Below are 17,159 nucleotides of genomic sequence, written 5' to 3' on the forward strand. Positions count from 1 at the left end.
CCCATGTCCTTGGCCTGGGCCGGGGCGGTGGCGGGCTGCACCCTGGAAGACCCTGAAACGGTCAGCCGGTTTGCGCCCGACTATCGAGGGATCGAGACCCGGTTGCTGGATGGGGATCTGGTGAATTTCCGCGTAGAGATGACCGGTGCCCGCAACCGTGAGGATGTGGGCCGTTATGCGGAATGCGCTGCCGCGCAGTACACGCTGATCCGGGGCTATGGATTTGCCCGTCATTTACGCACGAATGTGGTGGATGAGGGTGGTGTCTGGCGCGGGGATGCGATTTATACGATCTCGCCTGCCTTGCCGGACGGGCTAAAAACAATCGACGCAGAAGTCGTCGCCGCCGATTGCGCGGAAAACGGAATACCGATGGTATGAGGGACTGATGGCCGAATTTTTTACAACCCCGTTTGGGACCTTCGTGATCATCCTGGCGCAATGTCTGGCGGTGCTGGGCTTTGTGATGATCAGCTTGCTGTTCCTTGTTTACGGTGACCGCAAGATCTGGGCCGCTGTGCAGATGCGGCGCGGGCCCAACGTGGTGGGCACTTTCGGGTTGTTGCAATCCGTTGCCGACGCGCTGAAATACGTGGTCAAAGAAGTCGTGGTGCCCGCCGGTGCCGACAAGCCGGTGTTCATGCTAGCTCCGATGACCAGTTTCGTGCTGGCCGTGATCGCTTGGGCGGTTATTCCGTTCAACGAGGGCTGGGTTCTCAGCGATATCAACGTTGCCATCCTTTATGTCTTCGCCATGTCCTCGCTTGAGGTTTATGGCGTGATCATGGGCGGCTGGGCGTCGAACTCGAAATACCCCTTCCTCGGCTCGCTGCGTTCTGCAGCACAGATGATTTCTTATGAGGTCAGCATTGGTCTGATCATCATTGGGGTGATCATCTCGACCGGCAGCCTGAACTTTGGAGCGATCGTGGCGGCCCAAGACACCGCCTATGGCTTCTTCGGCTGGTACTGGTTGCCGCATTTGCCGATGGTGTTCCTGTTCTTCATCTCGTGCCTTGCGGAAACCAATCGCCCGCCCTTCGACCTGCCCGAGGCTGAATCGGAACTGGTGGCGGGCTATCAGGTGGAATACTCGGCGACGCCGTTCCTGCTGTTCATGGCCGGTGAATACATCGCTATTTTCCTGATGTGTGCGCTGACCTCGCTGTTGTTCTTCGGCGGCTGGCTGTCGCCCATTCCGGGGCTGCCCGATGGGGTGCTGTGGATGATCGCGAAAATGGCGTTCTTCTTCTTCATCTTCGCAATGGTCAAGGCGATCACACCGCGTTACCGCTATGATCAACTCATGCGGATTGGCTGGAAAGTGTTCCTGCCGCTTTCGCTGGCTTGGGTGGTAATCGTCGCGTTCCTGGCGAAATTCGAAGTGTTTGGGGCCTTCTGGGCCCGCTACGCAATGGGAGGCTGACTAACATGACGCAGATCGATTATGGACGCGCCGCAGGCTACTTCCTGCTGAAAGACTTTATTGTCGGGTTCAAACTGGGGCTGAAATACTTTTTTGCGCCCAAGGCCACGCTGAACTACCCGCATGAAAAGGGGCCGCTGTCGCCGCGTTTCCGCGGAGAGCATGCGCTGCGCCGCTATCCCAATGGCGAGGAACGCTGCATTGCCTGTAAGCTGTGCGAAGCGATTTGCCCGGCGCAGGCGATCACCATTGATGCCGAGCCGCGCGATGACGGCTCGCGCCGCACAACCCGCTATGACATCGACATGACCAAATGCATCTATTGCGGCTTCTGCCAAGAGGCCTGCCCGGTGGATGCCATTGTCGAGGGGCCGAATTTCGAGTTTGCCACCGAAACCCGCGAAGAGCTGTTTTACGACAAGGAAAAACTGCTGGATAACGGCGAACGCTGGGAAGCCGAGATTGCCCGTAACCTTGAACTGGATGCGCCGTATCGCTAGGCGCAGGAGGAACTAAAATGGGTGCCTGGGGTGCCGGAACCTTTGACAACGACGCTGCAGCGGACTTCCTTCTGGAGTACGAAGATGCTGGCGTGGGCGTCGTAGTGCAGGCGTTCGAGATGGTTTTGGAAGGTCAGGCATCTGGGTACATTGATTTTGATGCCGGTAGCTGGGGTTTGGCCGCGTCGGAAATCGTTGCGTTCAGCCATGGTCGCGCGTCTTCTGCGATTGATGAAGAGACGTTGAATTCCATGAGAGTTCACGAAATGGATGTGCGTGCAATTGCTGGTGGACCCAAGGCCGCCTTAACAGCAGTTGGTCTAATCGCTTCTTCAGAAGGCAAGTCGGAACTTTTCGACTTGTGGAGCGAAGGTGAGTTGCTAGACGAGTGGCTGTCTGGCGTAAGTGATCTGAAATCAAGGCTGGAAGGGATTGCCGCGTGACCGACCTCAAGAACCCCTTCGAGACGATGATGGCCCAGGCGCAGGAGATGGCCAAAGCCATGAACCCGGCGTTGGAATCCTTCTCGCCCAAGGGGTTCGAAAGCCTGTGGCCGACCATGCCCAAGGAATTCATGGAAATGGCCTTTGGCAAGGGGTTGAACACGGAAGGGTTGGATGCCAAGACGCGGCTGTTGATCACGCTGTCGGGGCTGACCATGCTTGGCGCACAAAGTGACACCCAAATTCGCATGACGGTGCGCCACGCGCTTGAGGCCGGGGCCACCAAGGATGAGATTGCCGAGACCATCGGAATGATGTCGATGTTTGCCGGTATTCCCTCGATGACCCGCGCCATGGAATTTGCGCGCGAGGTGCTGGACGAGGCTGAGGAAAAGGACGACGAAACATGACCATAGCGGCAATGGCTTTTTATTTGTTTGCCCTCTCAGCGCTGACCGGGGGATTGTTCACCGTGATCAGTCGAAACCCGGTGCATTCGGTCTTGTGGCTGATCCTGGCTTTTATCAGTTCGGCCGGGCTGTTCGTGCTGCTGGGCGCGGAATTCGTCGCCATGTTGCTGATCATCGTCTATGTCGGTGCGGTTATGGTGCTGTTCCTGTTCGTAGTCATGATGCTGGACGTGGATTTTGCCGAGCTGAAGGCGGAAATGGCAAAATACCTGCCCCTTGCGCTGTTGATCGGGGTGATCATCCTGATGCAGCTGGGCATGGCCTTTGGCACCTGGGATAGCTCGGCAGGCGCCGAGGCTGCCCGTGCCGCCGTGGCACCCGAAGGGGTGCAGAACACCGCCGCGCTTGGTCTGCTGATCTATGACCAGTATTTCCTGCTATTCCAGCTGTCGGGCCTGATCCTGCTGGTTGCGATGATCGGTGCGATTGTGCTGACCCTGCGCCACCGCTCGGACATCAAACGCCAGAACGTACTGGCCCAGATGTACCGCGATCCGGCCAAGGCGATGGAACTGAAAGACGTGAAACCGGGGCAGGGGCTGTAATCGGCAGCTCTATCTGACCCAGGCAAAAAAGAAAATGAACCGAGGGACGACATGATTGGATTGGAACATTACCTGACGGTGGCCGCCGCGCTGTTCGTCATCGGGATTTTCGGGCTTTTCCTGAACAGGAAGAACGTGATCATCCTGTTGATGTCGATCGAATTGATGCTGCTTGCGGTGAACATCAACCTGGTCGCCTTCTCCAGTTTCGCAGGCGACATGGTGGGTCAGATCTTCACGCTCTTCGTGTTGACCGTCGCTGCCGCTGAGGCCGCGATTGGCCTTGCGATCCTTGTCTGCTTCTTCCGCAACCGTGGCACGATCGCGGTGGAAGATGTCAACGTGATGAAAGGCTGAGCGCATGGAGCAGATTATCCTCTTTGCCCCTTTGGTGGGTGCGATCATTGCGGGGTTCGGCTGGCGCATTATCGGGGACGTCGGCGCGCAATGGGTGACCACGGGCCTGTTGTTCCTGGCCTGTCTTCTCAGCTGGATCACCTTCATTGGCCTTGGCCCGGACACACAGTACATTCACATTCTTGACTGGGTGCAGTCCGGCAATCTGGACACGGCCTGGGCCATTCGGCTGGATCGTCTGACGGCGATCATGCTGATCGTGGTTACGACCGTATCGGCTTTGGTGCACCTTTATTCCATGGGCTACATGGCGCATGATGAGAACTTCAAAGAAGACGAAAGCTATCGCCCGCGCTTCTTTGCCTATCTCAGCTTCTTTACCTTCGCGATGTTGATGCTGGTGACAGCTGACAACCTCGTGCAGATGTTCTTTGGCTGGGAGGGCGTGGGCCTCGCCTCGTACCTTCTCATCGGCTTTTATTACAAGAAACCCTCGGCCAATGCGGCGGCCATCAAGGCCTTCGTGGTCAACCGTGTGGGGGATTTTGGCTTTGCGTTGGGGATTTTCGCACTGTTTTTCCTTACCGAAAGCGTGAAATTTGACGATATCTTTGCGGCTGCCCCGGCACTGGCCGAAACGCAGCTGACCTTCCTGTGGACCGATTGGAACGCAGCCAACTTGATTGCCTTCCTGCTGTTTGTCGGCGCGATGGGCAAATCGGCGCAATTGTTCCTGCACACCTGGCTGCCGGACGCGATGGAAGGCCCGACACCGGTGTCGGCCCTGATCCACGCCGCGACCATGGTGACCGCGGGTGTCTTCCTGGTCTGCCGGATGTCGCCGCTGATGGAATACGCGCCAGAGGCGATGATGTTCGTAACATTCATCGGCGCCACGACCGCGTTTTTCGCGGCGACCGTGGGCTTGGTGCAAAACGACATCAAACGCGTAATCGCTTATTCGACCTGCTCGCAGCTGGGTTACATGTTCGTGGCTGCAGGTGTGGGCGTCTATTCGGTGGCGATGTTCCACCTGTTCACCCACGCGTTCTTCAAAGCAATGCTGTTCCTTGGTGCCGGCTCGGTCATCCACGGGATGCATCACGAGCAGGACATGCGCAACTATGGCGGCCTGCGTAAGAAACTGCCCTACACGTTCTGGGCGATGCTGATTGGCACGCTGGCCATCACCGGCGTGGGCATTCCGCTGACCTATTTTGGCTTTGCCGGGTTCCTCAGCAAAGATGCCGTGATCGAAAGCGCCTGGGCGGGCACCGGGGGAGGGTACGCCTTCTGGATGCTGGTTATCGCCGCGCTGTTCACGAGCTTCTACAGCTGGCGCCTGATGTTCATGACTTTCTGGGGCGAGCCGCGCGGAGACAAGCACACACACGAGCACGCGCATGAATCGCCCATGGTCATGCTGATCCCGCTGGGTGTTCTGGCGCTGGGGGCGGTGTTCTCAGGCATGATCTGGTACAAAAGCTTCTTTGGAGACCATGACAGCGTGAACAAGTTCTTCGGCATCCCTGCCCATCACGCCGAGGCCAGTGATGGCCATGATGAGGAAAAGGCAGATGGTGATGGTCATGCGGATGAGGGCCACGATGAGGCCGCCGCTGATACCGACCACGGCGACGCGGCAAGCCAAGAGGACGAGGCTGCGCATGGCGAAGACCACGCAGCCATGCAGGATGATCCGGACCACGCGGTGGTTGCAGCGGTGCATCACGGACAGGCGCCCAAAGGTGCCATCTTTATGCATCCCGACAACCATGTGATGGACGAGGCTCACCATGCCCCGAAATGGGTCAAGGTCAGCCCGTTCATTGCGATGTTGATCGGGTTCTTCACCGCCTACTGGTTCTACATTGCGAACCCGTCCCTGCCGCGCCGTCTGGCCGAAAATCAACGTCCACTTTACTTGTTCCTGCTGAACAAGTGGTACTTTGACGAGATTTTTGACGCCATTATCGTGCGCCCGCTGCAGTCGCTGGCCCGCATCCTGTGGAAGCGAGGGGATGGCGATGTCATCGACGGATCGATCAACGGGGTTGCGATGGGGATCATTCCCTTCTTCACCCGCCTCGCAGGCCGCGCCCAGTCCGGCTATATCTTTACCTATGCCTTCGCCATGGTGATCGGGATCGCGGTCCTTGTCACATGGATGACGTTCACCGGGGGGGCTGAATAATGGATAACGTATTGTCCATCGTCACATTCATCCCCGCTATCGCGGCCCTGATCCTGGCCGTGTTCCTGAGGGGTGAGGATGAAGCGGCGCAGCGCAACGCCAAGTGGGTCGCGCTGATCGCCACCTCGCTGACCTTCCTGGTCTCGCTGTTTATCCTTGCCGAGTTTGACCCTAATGACACCGGCTTCCAGTTCGTGGAAGAGCGCAACTGGTTGCTGGGCCTAAAATACAAGATGGGTGTCGACGGGATCAGCGTTCTCTTCGTGATGCTGACCACCTTCATGATGCCGCTGACCATTGCTGCCTCGTGGAACGTCAAGGTGCGTGTCAAGGAATACATGATTGCCTTCCTGATCCTTGAAACGCTCATGCTGGGCGTGTTCATGGCACTGGATCTGGTGCTGTTCTACCTGTTCTTCGAGGCCGGGCTGATCCCGATGTTCCTGATCATCGGTATCTGGGGCGGCAAGGAACGCATCTATGCGTCGTTCAAGTTCTTCCTCTATACGTTCCTCGGCTCGGTCCTGATGCTGGTGGCGATGGTGGCGATGTTCGCAGAGGCGGGCACCACCGATATTCCGACGCTGATGAACCACACCTTTGCGTCTGAGAACTTCGAGATCTTGGGTATTCACGTCATAGGCGGAATGCAGACGCTGATGTTCCTCGCTTTCTTTGCCAGCTTTGCGGTGAAGATGCCGATGTGGCCGGTACATACCTGGCTGCCGGATGCGCACGTGCAGGCCCCAACGGCCGGGTCGGTCGTGCTGGCGGCGATCCTGTTGAAGATGGGTGGCTATGGCTTCCTGCGCTTCAGCCTGCCGATGTTCCCGGTGGGATCAGAGGTGATGACACCGCTGGTTCTGTGGATGTCGGCGATTGCCATCGTCTACACCTCACTGGTGGCCCTGGCACAAGAGGACATGAAGAAGCTGATCGCGTATTCCTCGGTGGCCCATATGGGCTATGTGACCATGGGTATCTTCGCGGCCAATCAGCAGGGCATTGACGGTGCCATCTTCCAGATGCTCAGCCACGGGTTCATCTCGGGCGCGCTGTTCCTGTGCGTGGGCGTGATTTATGACCGGATGCATACACGCGATATCGACGCCTATGGCGGTCTGGTCACGCGGATGCCGGCCTATGCGCTGATCTTCATGCTGTTCACCATGGCCAATGTCGGCCTGCCGGGCACGTCCGGGTTCATCGGTGAATTCCTGACGCTGGTGGGCATCTTCCAGGTCAACACCTGGGTCGCCTTGGTCGCCACGTCGGGCGTGATCCTGTCGGCGGCCTATGCGCTCTGGCTTTACCGCCGGGTGGTGCTGGGCGATCTGATCAAGGAAAGCCTGAAATCCATCACCGACATGTCGGGCCGCGAGCGGGCGATTTTTGCACCGCTGGTGGTCATGACCATTCTGCTGGGGGTCTATCCCAGTCTGGTGACCGATATCATCGGGCCCTCTGTGGCGGCGTTGATTGACAATTACGAAGTGGCTTTGGGCGCGGCAGAGACCGCCACCCAGACCGCCGAAGCATCGCATTAAGGGGGGCCGGATATGACATCGGCTGATCTGAACATTATCCTGCCCGAGATTGTCCTGTCGATCTATGCGATCGCGGCACTGCTGGGGGCTGTCTACACCGGAAAGGACCGGATGGCGGGCATGCTGGTCTGGCTGACCGCGGCGCTGTTCCTGGCGCTGGCCTTCTGGATTGGCGCAACGGGCAATGGCACCCGCGTGGCCTTTGGCGGTATGTTCCACGACGACGCCTTCGCGCGCTTTGCCAAGGTGGTGATCCTGCTCAGCGGGGCGGCCGTTCTGGTTATGGGCCAGGAATACATGGCGCGCCGCAACATCCTGCGGTTCGAATATCCCATCCTGATTGCGCTTGCGACGGTGGGTATGATGATGATGGTCAGCGCCGGAGACCTGATGGCGCTTTATATGGGGTTGGAACTGCAATCGCTGGCGCTTTACGTTGTCGCCGCTCTGCGCCGTGACAGCGCCCGTTCAACCGAGGCGGGCCTGAAGTACTTCGTGCTGGGCGCGCTCAGCTCGGGTTTGCTGCTTTACGGTGCCTCGCTGACCTATGGCTATGCTGGCACCACGCTGTTCTCGGGCATTATCGCGTCGGCCCAGGATCAGGCACCCATCGGGCTGCTGCTGGGGCTGGTGTTTGTGCTTTGTGGCCTGGCCTTCAAGGTGTCGGCCGTGCCCTTCCACATGTGGACGCCGGATGTCTACGAGGGCTCGCCCACACCGATCACAGCCTTCTTTGCCACCGCGCCGAAAGTTGCGGCGATGGCGCTGTTTGCGCGGGTGATGCATGACGCTTTTGGTGGCGTTGTGGGCGATTGGCAGCAGATCGTTGCCCTGCTGGCGCTGCTGTCGATGTTCCTTGGCGCCGTAGCCGCGATTGGACAGACCGACATCAAACGCCTGATGGCCTATTCCTCGATCGCGCATATGGGCTTTGCCCTGATGGGCCTGGCCGCGGGCACGGCGTTCGGCGTGCAGGCAATGCTGATCTACATGGCAATCTATGTGACGATGAATATCGGCACATTTGCCTTCATCCTTTCGATGGAGCGCGATGGTCAGCCGGTGTCGGATATTGCCAGCCTCAACATGTATTCACGCGCCCATCCGGGCCGCGCGATGGCGATGCTGATCCTTTTGTTCAGCCTTGCGGGTGTGCCCCCTTTGCTGGGCTTCTTCGGTAAGTTCTACGTTCTGCGCGCGGCCTATGAGGGCGGGTTGGTCTGGCTGGCGGTCGCGGGCGTGATCGCGTCGGTGATCGGCGCGTTCTATTACCTGCGTATCGTTTATTTCATGTATTTCGGCGAGGAAGGCGATGGGCTTGAAACCGGCAAGTCACCGGTGCTTTGGGGCTTCCTGATGGCGTCGGCCACGCTGATGCTGGTGGGGATCATCAACATGTTCGGGGTCGAAAGCATTGCACAGGCGGCGGCGGCGACACTTGTCAACTGATCCCCTACCTCACGAGGTTTTAAATTGTGACGCGCCATTGGCGCGTCGCTTTTTTTCTAGGACGCCTCCGGCGGGAGTATTTTTAGCAAGATGAAGACGATCTGGCCCAATGGCTACGGGCGGCATGTGCTGGCCGAAGTGGACAGCACCAATGCCGAGGCGGCACGGATCGCGCCAACGTTGTCTGGCCCCACGTGGATTCTGGCCCTTGACCAGACGGCTTCGCGCGGGCGGCGCGGGCGACCGTGGTCCTTTCCCAAGGGGAATTTCGCTGCGACGCTGGTGATGCGCCCTGAAGAGGGACCCGATGTTGCGGCCCTGCGCAGCTTTGTCATCTCGCTGGCCGTGTTTGACGCTTGCGTCGCGGTCACGGGCCGCGCACAGGGTTTTGCGTTGAAATGGCCCAATGACGTGCTGCTGAACGGCGGTAAGCTGGCCGGGATTCTGCTGGAAAGCGCAGGGTCGGGGCCGCGCCTGACCCATCTGGCGATTGGTGTGGGGGTCAATCTTGTGGCCGCGCCGGAGCAAAATGAGGTAGAACCGAATGCGGTGCGCCCGGTGTCCCTGTTGTCGGAAACTGGCGCTGAGGTCACGCCGGAGATTTTCCTCGATCACCTCGCCGCTGCCTATGCCCGCCATGAGACGCAATTCACCACCTATGGCTTTGCGCCCATTCGCACCGCCTGGCTGGACCGCGCCGCGCGCCTGGGCGAGGTGATCACCGCCCGCACCACGCGCGACGAGATCACCGGAACGTTTGAGACGGTGGACGAGACGGGCAATCTTGTACTATTGAGCGCCCACACGCGGCACGCCATCCCGGCGGCAGAGGTGTTTTTTTAGTGGAACTTTACGACTGTCCTTGGAATCGATTTGTTGCGCGCGCGACTGATCAGTCTCAACCGAATGCGGCCGAGGAGCCGTTGTATGCGCTGTTCTGGTACCAAGCTGAGGTCAACAATGGTGGTCATCTGCAGTACTTCCTTAATCGAGATGATCCATCCGAATGGAAGGGTGCTGCGGACGTGGCCCGCTCGATTGATCAAGCCAGTGTTGCAAATAATCTGGAAACGGCAATTCAACGCTGGCGAAGCAGGGTCAGAGAGGCACCAGAAACTGTCGATGAGTACATAGACGAGGCATTGCAGGAGGAGTTTGACGCCTTCGACAAGCGGTATTATGAACTCGATCCCGCGCTACATGTCGCATTTGAACGCACTATTGATGAGCTAGAGGAGGCCAGCAATGCTTCTGGCGATTGATTGCGGCAACACCAATACCGTGTTTGCCATCTGGGACGGGCAGGAGTTTCTATGCACCCTGCGCACTTCTACCCATCACGCGCGCACGGCGGATGCCTATTTCACGTGGTACTCTACGCTGGTCAAACATTACGGCATCGATGTTGAGATCACCGATGTGATCATTTCCTCGACCGTGCCGCGCGTGGTGTTCAACCTGCGCGTTTTTGCCGACAGGTTCTTTGGCTGTCGTCCGTTGGTGGTGGGCAAGCCCGATTGCCTGCTTCCGACTGAGGCGCGAGTGGATGAGGGCACGATTGTGGGTCCCGACCGGCTGGTCAATGCGGCAGGGGCCTATGCGCGCCATGGCGGCAACCTGATCGTGGTGGATTTTGGCACCGCGACCACCTTTGACGTGGTGGCGCGCGACGGTGCCTATATCGGAGGTGCCATTGCGCCCGGCGTGAACCTCAGCCTTGAGGCGTTGCATATGGCGGCTGCTGCCCTGCCGCATATCGACATTACCAAGCCGCAGAAGGTGATCGGCACCAATACGGTGGATTGCATGCACTCGGGTGTGTTCTGGGGCTATGTCGGCCTTGTACGTGAAATCTGCGCCCGCATCCGGGGCGAGCGGGATAGTGAAGCAATGAAGATCGTCGGCACCGGTGGGCTGGCCCCGTTGTTTCAGCAGACGGAGGAGCTATTTGACGTGATCGAAGACGATCTGACGATGCACGGGCTGACCGTGATCCACGACTATAACAAAGCGAACGGATAATCGATGAGCAGTGAACGTGTGATTTACCTGCCCCTAGGTGGGGCGGGCGAGATCGGGATGAACGCCTATGTCTATGGCTATGGGCTACCGGGGAAAGAGCGGTTGATCCTTGTTGATTTGGGGGTGACCTTTCCGGATATGGACGGCAGCCCTGGTGTCGATCTGATCTTCCCCGATATCACCTGGCTGGCCGAGCGCTGTGATCAGCTGGAGGCGGTGTTTGTCACCCATGCCCACGAAGACCATGTCGGGGCAGTCTCGCATTACTACGATCAACTGGGCGCACCGATCTATGCGCGTGCCTTCACCGCCAACATCGCGCGCCGCAAGATGGAGGAACGCGGGCATCCTGAAAAGGCGGTGATCACGGCACAGCCTTGGCCCGAAACGGTCACGGTGGGTCCTTTCGCTGTTGGTTTCGTGCCGGTCTCGCATTCGATACCGGAAAGCTCGGGGCTGGTGATTGACACGCCGAAAGGCCGTTTGGTGCATACCGGCGATTTCAAAATCGACTATGATCCCGGCGTGGGCGAGGCGTTTGACGATGCGCTTTGGCGCGATCTGGGCAAGCCCGGCGTGCTGGCCCTGATGTGTGATTCTACCAATGTTTTCAATCCGCAAGAGGGACGTTCTGAAAGCACGCTCGGGGGGGATATCGAGGCGCTGGTGGCTGGAGCCAAGGGAATGGTTGTGGCCACGACATTCGCCAGCAATGTCGCGCGCGTAAAGACACTCGCCGAGGCGGGACAACGCGCCGGACGCTCGGTTTGTTTGTTGGGCCGGGCGATGCGCCGGATGATCGAGGCATCGGTGGAAACCGGCGTGCTGACCGGGTTTCCCAGAACGGTCAGCCCCGAGGATGCCAAGGATATCCCGCGCGAAAGCCTGATGTTGATTGTCACCGGTTCGCAGGGTGAACGCCGCGCGGCCTCGGCACAGTTGAGCCAGGGCAAGTATCAGGGCATTACGTTAAAGCCCGGCGATATGTTCCTGTTCTCCTCCAAAACCATTCCGGGCAACGAACGCGGTGTGATCCGGATCATGAACAACTTCAGCGAGTTGGGCGTGGACGTGGTGGATGACAATGGCGGGATGTACCATGTGTCGGGCCATGCCAACCGGCCTGATATCACCACCATGCACAAGCTGGTCAATCCCAAGATGGTGGTGCCGATGCATGGTGAACACCGGCATCTGCGGGAACATGTGCAGTTAAGCAATTCCAATGGGTTCAAAGGCGTTCTTGCACCGAACGGCACGATGATAGACCTAAGTGCCGAAACCCCCACGGTGGCCGATTATGTGGAAACCGGGCGTACCTATCTGGACGGGTCGATGCAGATCGGGGCGCTGGACGGGATCGTGCGGGACCGGATCAGAATGGCGTTGAACGGCCATGTGATGATCAATGTTATTCTGGACGAGAATGACGACCCGCTGGGTGATCCCTGGTGCGAGGTCAGTGGCCTTGCCGAAACCGGTCACAGCCGTGCGCCGCTGGTGGATGTGCTTGAAGAGGACCTTAGCCAATACATGGGCCGGGCGGGGAGTAAGACGCTGATTGACGACGATAAACTGGAAGAGGGGCTGCGCCGTGTTGCGCGCCAAAGCACCCAGACCGAGATTGGCAAGAAGCCGGAAGTTACTGTGATCATTAGCCGTTTGAGCGTTTAGACACGTCATTTGCGGCGTCGGGAACAGAAAAGACAAACCGGACTTGCTCCGCTTTGATGGAGGGGAACAAGGGAGGGATGTCATGAACCATACTGCTGCTGAGCTGATTGATCTGCAGACCTATCCGATTAACATCGACGGACCTGCGCGGGAAGCGGTGATTGCGCAGGTTCGGGACGATCTGGCCCGCGACGGCTGTGCCGTTGTGGGCGGTTTCCTGACCCCCAAGGCGATTGCCGATCTGACGGAGGAGGCCGATCGCGTCGCCGATCAGGGGCACCGCTCGTTCAACCGTACCAATGCTTACTTTACGCAGGACGATCCCAACCTGCCCGAGGATGACCCACGGCGGCAGTTTTTTGATCGCTCCAACACCTTTATCCCGGCCGATAATTTCACCAAGGATGGCCCGCTGAGGACAATTCACGACGCCCCGGGATTTGACCGCTTCATTCAGGACTGTCTGCAAGAGCCAAAGTTTTACCGCTATGCCGATCCGCTGGCGGATGTGATCGTGAACATGGCCGAAGAGGGCAACGGCTTTCCCTGGCATTTCGACACCAACAACTTCACCGTGACTCTGGCCATTCAAAACGCCGAAAGCGGCGGCGCGTTTGAATATGCGCCGGGCATCCGGGCCGGGGGCGAAAACTTTGACGAAGTCGCACGCGTGTTGAATGGCACGTCGGACAAAGTGACGGTTCTGGAGTTAAAGCCCGGTGATCTGCAGCTGTTCCGGGGGCGATATTCGCTGCATCGGGTGGCACCCTTGCGCGGAAGCCGCCGCCGCTATGTTGCCATCCTGTCTTATGTGGAAGAGCCGGGAATGGTGGGCGCCCCGGAACGGACACGTCAGCTTTATGGGCGCACCTTACCCATTCACCATGAACGCGCAGGTCAGCGTTCGGATGCCTATATCGACTGAGCAGGTTTTGGCGCATCAGATGCGCCGGATTTGGAGCATGACGACGGCCCTGATATGCAATCCTTATGGTCTAAGGAGATTTTTCATGAAACGCATTTTGTTTGCCTGCGCCGTTCTGGCCGGATGTATGCCCGCAACGGAACCAACCCCGGGCGATGATCCCGAATTGCCCTTTATCCGCCCGTATCGCGATGAGGGGGATCAGTGCATGTTCACCGGCGAAAGCTCGGTCACGGTGGATTATCTGGATGATGCCGCGGACCTGGTGGTCTGCCCCACCGACTATGAGGGGCGTGGTGTATTTGTCACCGAAACCGGCGCGATTGAGGTCGGCACCTACCGGACCTACACGATCTATTCGGTGCCGATCCGGTAAGAGACGTCAGTTGGTGCGCCGTTCGTCAAAGCTGAGTGCGATGAAACTGGGCATGTGATCGCCCATGCCGACGGTCTTGTTGTCGCCACCGCCGCCCGAACGACCGCGACCACCCCGTTTGCCGCGTGAGCGTTCGCGGGGTTGATCATCCTTGGCAGGTTCGGGTTTCGTGGTTTTTTCGGCGTCAGCCTGAGCGTCGGGCGTAGTCTCTCTAACCGGCGTCTCCTCGGGTTTGGGCGCATCGTCCGATTTGCGCGACCGAGAGCGACGCGGTTTTTTCGGTGCGTCGTCTTGCTTGGTTTCCTGAGGGACAGAGACCTCGTCCGGCTTGCCACCGCCCAGCGGGTTCTCAAGACGCGGGATGTCTTTCTGGATCAGCGCCTCAACCGCGGCCAGTGCTTTTTCATCGCGTGGATTGCACAGGGTGATCGCCTTGCCCTCGCGCCCGGCGCGACCGGTGCGGCCAATGCGGTGCACGTAATCCTCGGGGTGACCGGGAACATCGAAATTGAACACATGGCTGACCGAGGGCACATCAAGCCCGCGCGCGGCAACGTCCGAGGCAACCAGAAAGCGCAGCTCGCCGCCTCGGAAGCCTTCCAGGGTGCGGGTGCGTTGCGATTGATCCAGATCGCCATGAATTGGTGCCGCATCATACTTGTATTTTTTCAAAGACTTGGCGACGATATCCACATCGGTTTTGCGATTGCAGAAGATGATCGCGTTGGTGCATTTTTCGCCCTCCGCGTCGATCAACGCACGCAGCAATTTGCGCTTTTCGCTATCGGCGCGGTCACGTCGGGAGGGTTTGAACATGGCCACGCCCTGTTCGATCGTTTCGGACGCGGTGGCCTGTCGCGCCACTTCGACACGGGCAGGATTGGACAAGAATGTGTTGGTGATCCGCTCGATTTCCGAAGCCATGGTGGCCGAGAAAAACAGGGTTTGGCGCGTAAAGGGCGTCAGGCCAAAGATGCGTTCGATATCGGGAATGAACCCCATGTCGAGCATCCGATCCGCTTCGTCCACGACCATGATCTTGACATCCGACAGGATCAGTTTGCCGCGCTCAAAATGGTCCAGCAATCGGCCCGGTGTGGCGATCAGAACGTCGACACCCTTGTCGATCAGCTGATCCTGTTCCTTGAAGGACACGCCGCCAATCAGCAGCGCCTTGGTCAGCTTGAGATATTTGGAATAAGTGTCAAAGTTTTCAGCCACCTGCGCGGCCAGTTCGCGGGTCGGGCACAGCACCAGACTGCGCGGCATGCGCGCGCGGGCGCGGCCACGGGCCAGCAAGGACAGCATGGGCAGGGTGAACCCTGCGGTTTTGCCGGTGCCGGTTTGGGCAATGCCCAACACGTCGCGCCCCTCTAGTGCGGGTGGAATGGCACCTGCCTGAATAGGGGTCGGGGTTTCATACCCGGCATCGTCAATGGCTTTGAGAACCTTGGGGTTCAGATTAAGGTCAGAAAATTTGGTCATTCGTATCCGTGAGTTACGGACACTTCTGGCCCGCCATCTGATCCGGAGCAGGCCCGTACGGCCTCGCGGTATTCCGCATGGAAGCCCCGGTGGGGTTGATGTAGCGGATATAGGGGGGGCGGGTCAATGCGCGTCAGCGGTTTGGCAACAATCCGGGCCTGGAGAGGAGAAGTGTCGCCGTTTAAGCAACAAAATGAAGGGTGGGAGCTGATCGGCACCAATGCACCGGTGATGGGGGCGCCGTGATGCCTCTTACAGATACAGCGTATGGTCAGCGGCAATTCGACCCTGCCGGCTCGTGTTATTCCGATGGCCTCAACGGCCTCGACTCTCCCTACCGATCGCGGCTCTCAGGCTCATGGTACCATTCTCCAAGACCAGGGCGGCCTCGCGTCGATGGCCGCAAGACTATTGCGCCGCGCGCGGTAAAAATGGTTTCCTTTGCCCGCAACAACTGAATTTGGAGGGTAAGTACGTACTATGAATATCACATACACCGGCACGAACCTCAATTTCCTCGGAGATGCATTTTTCGACGCGGCGGGTACTCAGGACAGCGTTGTCGTGGTTAGCCAATCAAGCACTCAAGTCGTGGCGCAGAACACGGAGACGGGCGTTATCACAACCTTCACCGGCTCCGGCTTTGCTTTCAATGCGCAGGGCGACCCCATAGCTGGCACCATTACAGGGATAACCTTTTCCCAAGGTGGCGTTTTGCAAGCGACGATCACGGGCATTTCGTGGAGTGTTGTGGCGTTTGTTCAGGCTTTGGACGCGATAGAAGACAGTGATGATTACACACCATTTGCGAGCCTGCTGAATGGGGGCGGACCGATTGTGATTGACGCCACTGGCGCCACTCTGGTCGGCGGTGTGGGGTTCAGCAATGATACCCCCTGGGATGACTTTCGTGATCTGATCACGCAACCGATATCCATAACGGGCTCCCCGGGTCAGGACGACCTTGTGGGGGCCGATAACGACGATACGCTCATTGGTCTTGGAGGTAACGACGAGATCGATGGTGATGACGGGAATGACGACCTGCAGGGCGGCGGAGGCAATGACACGATTGATGGCGGGGGCGGCAATGACAGCATGCTGGGCGGCGCCGGGTTCGACGTTCTTCGCGGCGGCGCGGGCAACGACACACTGGGAGGTGGCGACAATGCCGATCTGCTTCAGGGTGGTATTGGCGCTGACCTGCTGGTGGGCGATGGTGGCGCGGACCGGCTGGAAGGTGGCGATGGGAATGATCGGTTGTTCTCGGGTGCTGGCGCTGACCGTGTGTTTGGTGGTGACGGTCATGATGTGATCCGCGCGGGCAGCAGTGCCGGCACTTCGGTTGACGGGGTCGAGGGCGGTTTGGGCAATGACACGATCTTTGGTGAGGCCGGGTTTGACCTGCTGATCGGCAACGAAGGCGACGATTCCATCGATGGCGGGGCGCAGGCGGATAACCTCTATGGTGAAGCGGGCAATGATACGCTGATCGGTGGCGCTGGGTTTGACCGTCTGTTTGGCGGGGCCGACGACGATCTATTGCAGGATTTCGACGGGTTTGGCGGCTATTTCGGCGGCTCGGGCAATGACACGATCCAGTCCGGCGATGCAGCGAACCGCTTCTTTGGTGAAAGTGGCAATGACGTCATCGAAGCGGGCGGCGGGAATGACAGCATTGGCGCGGGCTCGGGCTTTGACCTGATCGACGCCGGCACGGGCGATGACCTGATCTTCGGGGATTTC

The 17,159-nt window shown here is 58.8% G+C and carries 18 protein-coding genes; 17 read left to right on the top strand and 1 reads right to left on the bottom strand.

Features of this window, described 5'->3' with window-relative positions:
* Positions 1-3 precede the first annotated feature (3 nt).
* The 16 genes from V6N02_RS01435 to V6N02_RS01510 all read left to right on the top strand — a co-directional run bounded on the left by V6N02_RS01435 (position 4) and on the right by V6N02_RS01510 (position 13,928).
* Complete coding sequence (locus V6N02_RS01435; RefSeq protein WP_371223573.1) at positions 4-381, top strand: hypothetical protein; 378 nt, start codon at positions 4-6, stop codon at positions 379-381.
* A gap of 7 nt (positions 382-388) precedes the next feature.
* The gene (nuoH, locus tag V6N02_RS01440) at positions 389-1,426 is read left to right on the top strand and encodes an NADH-quinone oxidoreductase subunit NuoH (RefSeq protein ID WP_371223575.1); all 1,038 of its coding nucleotides are present in this window, start codon (positions 389-391) and stop codon (positions 1,424-1,426) included.
* Positions 1,427-1,431: 5 nt separating this feature from the next.
* Positions 1,432-1,926, top strand: a complete 495-nt coding sequence (nuoI, locus tag V6N02_RS01445; protein WP_371223577.1) for an NADH-quinone oxidoreductase subunit NuoI — start codon at positions 1,432-1,434, stop codon at positions 1,924-1,926.
* 17 nt (positions 1,927-1,943) lie between these two features.
* On the top strand, positions 1,944-2,369 hold the full coding sequence (locus V6N02_RS01450; RefSeq protein WP_371223579.1) for a DUF4259 domain-containing protein: 426 nt from the start codon (positions 1,944-1,946) through the stop codon (positions 2,367-2,369).
* Positions 2,366-2,779 carry a carboxymuconolactone decarboxylase family protein gene (locus tag V6N02_RS01455; RefSeq protein ID WP_371223581.1) on the top strand — a complete coding sequence of 138 codons (414 nt, stop codon included), beginning with the start codon at positions 2,366-2,368 and terminating at the stop codon, positions 2,777-2,779. The genes V6N02_RS01450 and V6N02_RS01455 overlap by 4 nt, the downstream gene beginning before the upstream one ends.
* On the top strand, positions 2,776-3,384 hold the full coding sequence (locus V6N02_RS01460) for an NADH-quinone oxidoreductase subunit J (RefSeq protein ID WP_371223583.1): 609 nt from the start codon (positions 2,776-2,778) through the stop codon (positions 3,382-3,384). Before V6N02_RS01455 ends, V6N02_RS01460 begins: the two co-directional genes overlap by 4 nt.
* A gap of 51 nt (positions 3,385-3,435) precedes the next feature.
* Positions 3,436-3,741 carry an NADH-quinone oxidoreductase subunit NuoK gene (nuoK, locus tag V6N02_RS01465; RefSeq protein WP_371223585.1) on the top strand — a complete coding sequence of 102 codons (306 nt, stop codon included), beginning with the start codon at positions 3,436-3,438 and terminating at the stop codon, positions 3,739-3,741.
* Positions 3,742-3,745: 4 nt separating this feature from the next.
* The gene (gene nuoL, locus V6N02_RS01470; protein WP_371223586.1) at positions 3,746-5,935 is read left to right on the top strand and encodes an NADH-quinone oxidoreductase subunit L; all 2,190 of its coding nucleotides are present in this window, start codon (positions 3,746-3,748) and stop codon (positions 5,933-5,935) included.
* Positions 5,935-7,482 carry an NADH-quinone oxidoreductase subunit M gene (locus tag V6N02_RS01475; RefSeq protein WP_371223588.1) on the top strand — a complete coding sequence of 516 codons (1,548 nt, stop codon included), beginning with the start codon at positions 5,935-5,937 and terminating at the stop codon, positions 7,480-7,482. Before nuoL ends, V6N02_RS01475 begins: the two co-directional genes overlap by 1 nt.
* Positions 7,483-7,494: 12 nt before the next feature.
* Positions 7,495-8,931: an NADH-quinone oxidoreductase subunit NuoN gene (nuoN, locus tag V6N02_RS01480; RefSeq protein WP_371223590.1), complete on the top strand. Its 1,437-nt coding sequence runs from the start codon at positions 7,495-7,497 to the stop codon at positions 8,929-8,931.
* Between the two features lie 90 nt (positions 8,932-9,021).
* Complete coding sequence (locus tag V6N02_RS01485; RefSeq protein WP_371223592.1) at positions 9,022-9,774, top strand: biotin--[acetyl-CoA-carboxylase] ligase; 753 nt, start codon at positions 9,022-9,024, stop codon at positions 9,772-9,774.
* Positions 9,774-10,193, top strand: coding sequence for a DMP19 family protein (locus V6N02_RS01490; RefSeq protein ID WP_371223594.1), 420 nt, complete (start codon positions 9,774-9,776; stop codon positions 10,191-10,193). Before V6N02_RS01485 ends, V6N02_RS01490 begins: the two co-directional genes overlap by 1 nt.
* Positions 10,177-10,953 (top strand): type III pantothenate kinase, encoded by a 777-nt coding sequence (locus tag V6N02_RS01495; protein WP_371223596.1) that lies wholly within the window; start codon positions 10,177-10,179, stop codon positions 10,951-10,953. Before V6N02_RS01490 ends, V6N02_RS01495 begins: the two co-directional genes overlap by 17 nt.
* A gap of 3 nt (positions 10,954-10,956) precedes the next feature.
* Positions 10,957-12,627, top strand: a complete 1,671-nt coding sequence (locus tag V6N02_RS01500) for a ribonuclease J (protein ID WP_371223598.1) — start codon at positions 10,957-10,959, stop codon at positions 12,625-12,627.
* 82 nt (positions 12,628-12,709) lie between these two features.
* Entirely contained in the window at positions 12,710-13,552 is an 843-nt protein-coding gene (locus V6N02_RS01505) for a HalD/BesD family halogenase (protein ID WP_371223600.1), read from the top strand.
* A gap of 85 nt (positions 13,553-13,637) precedes the next feature.
* Positions 13,638-13,928, top strand: a complete 291-nt coding sequence (locus V6N02_RS01510) for a hypothetical protein (protein ID WP_371223602.1) — start codon at positions 13,638-13,640, stop codon at positions 13,926-13,928.
* Between the two features lie 6 nt (positions 13,929-13,934).
* On the opposite strand, the gene V6N02_RS01515 is transcribed toward V6N02_RS01510, so the two are convergent.
* Complete coding sequence (locus V6N02_RS01515; RefSeq protein ID WP_371223604.1) at positions 13,935-15,413, bottom strand: DEAD/DEAH box helicase; 1,479 nt, start codon at positions 15,411-15,413, stop codon at positions 13,935-13,937.
* Between the two features lie 480 nt (positions 15,414-15,893).
* Here V6N02_RS01515 and V6N02_RS01520 point away from each other — a divergent pair.
* On the top strand, positions 15,894-17,159 hold a 1,266-nt coding region (locus V6N02_RS01520), incomplete at its 3' end, for a calcium-binding protein (RefSeq protein ID WP_371223606.1).

This window comes from Roseovarius conchicola (assembly GCF_041403425.1).
GTDB lineage: Bacteria > Pseudomonadota > Alphaproteobacteria > Rhodobacterales > Rhodobacteraceae > Roseovarius > Roseovarius conchicola.

Bases quoted from the DNA above. Each gene is read 5' to 3' on its own strand.
- V6N02_RS01510 (WP_371223602.1), top strand. From the start codon at position 13,638: ATGAAACGCATTTTGTTTGCCTGCGCCGTTCTGGCCGGATGTATGCCC.
- V6N02_RS01450 (WP_371223579.1), top strand. From the start codon at position 1,944: ATGGGTGCCTGGGGTGCCGGAACCTTTGACAACGACGCTGCAGCGGAC.
- V6N02_RS01500 (WP_371223598.1), top strand. From the start codon at position 10,957: ATGAGCAGTGAACGTGTGATTTACCTGCCCCTAGGTGGGGCGGGCGAG.
- V6N02_RS01475 (WP_371223588.1), top strand. From the start codon at position 5,935: ATGGATAACGTATTGTCCATCGTCACATTCATCCCCGCTATCGCGGCC.
- V6N02_RS01495 (WP_371223596.1), top strand. From the start codon at position 10,177: ATGCTTCTGGCGATTGATTGCGGCAACACCAATACCGTGTTTGCCATC.
- nuoI (WP_371223577.1), top strand. From the start codon at position 1,432: ATGACGCAGATCGATTATGGACGCGCCGCAGGCTACTTCCTGCTGAAA.
- V6N02_RS01435 (WP_371223573.1), top strand. From the start codon at position 4: ATGTCCTTGGCCTGGGCCGGGGCGGTGGCGGGCTGCACCCTGGAAGAC.
- V6N02_RS01515 (WP_371223604.1), bottom strand. From the start codon at position 15,413: ATGACCAAATTTTCTGACCTTAATCTGAACCCCAAGGTTCTCAAAGCC.
- nuoL (WP_371223586.1), top strand. From the start codon at position 3,746: ATGGAGCAGATTATCCTCTTTGCCCCTTTGGTGGGTGCGATCATTGCG.
- V6N02_RS01485 (WP_371223592.1), top strand. From the start codon at position 9,022: ATGAAGACGATCTGGCCCAATGGCTACGGGCGGCATGTGCTGGCCGAA.
- V6N02_RS01460 (WP_371223583.1), top strand. From the start codon at position 2,776: ATGACCATAGCGGCAATGGCTTTTTATTTGTTTGCCCTCTCAGCGCTG.
- nuoN (WP_371223590.1), top strand. From the start codon at position 7,495: ATGACATCGGCTGATCTGAACATTATCCTGCCCGAGATTGTCCTGTCG.
- nuoH (WP_371223575.1), top strand. From the start codon at position 389: ATGGCCGAATTTTTTACAACCCCGTTTGGGACCTTCGTGATCATCCTG.
- V6N02_RS01505 (WP_371223600.1), top strand. From the start codon at position 12,710: ATGAACCATACTGCTGCTGAGCTGATTGATCTGCAGACCTATCCGATT.
- nuoK (WP_371223585.1), top strand. From the start codon at position 3,436: ATGATTGGATTGGAACATTACCTGACGGTGGCCGCCGCGCTGTTCGTC.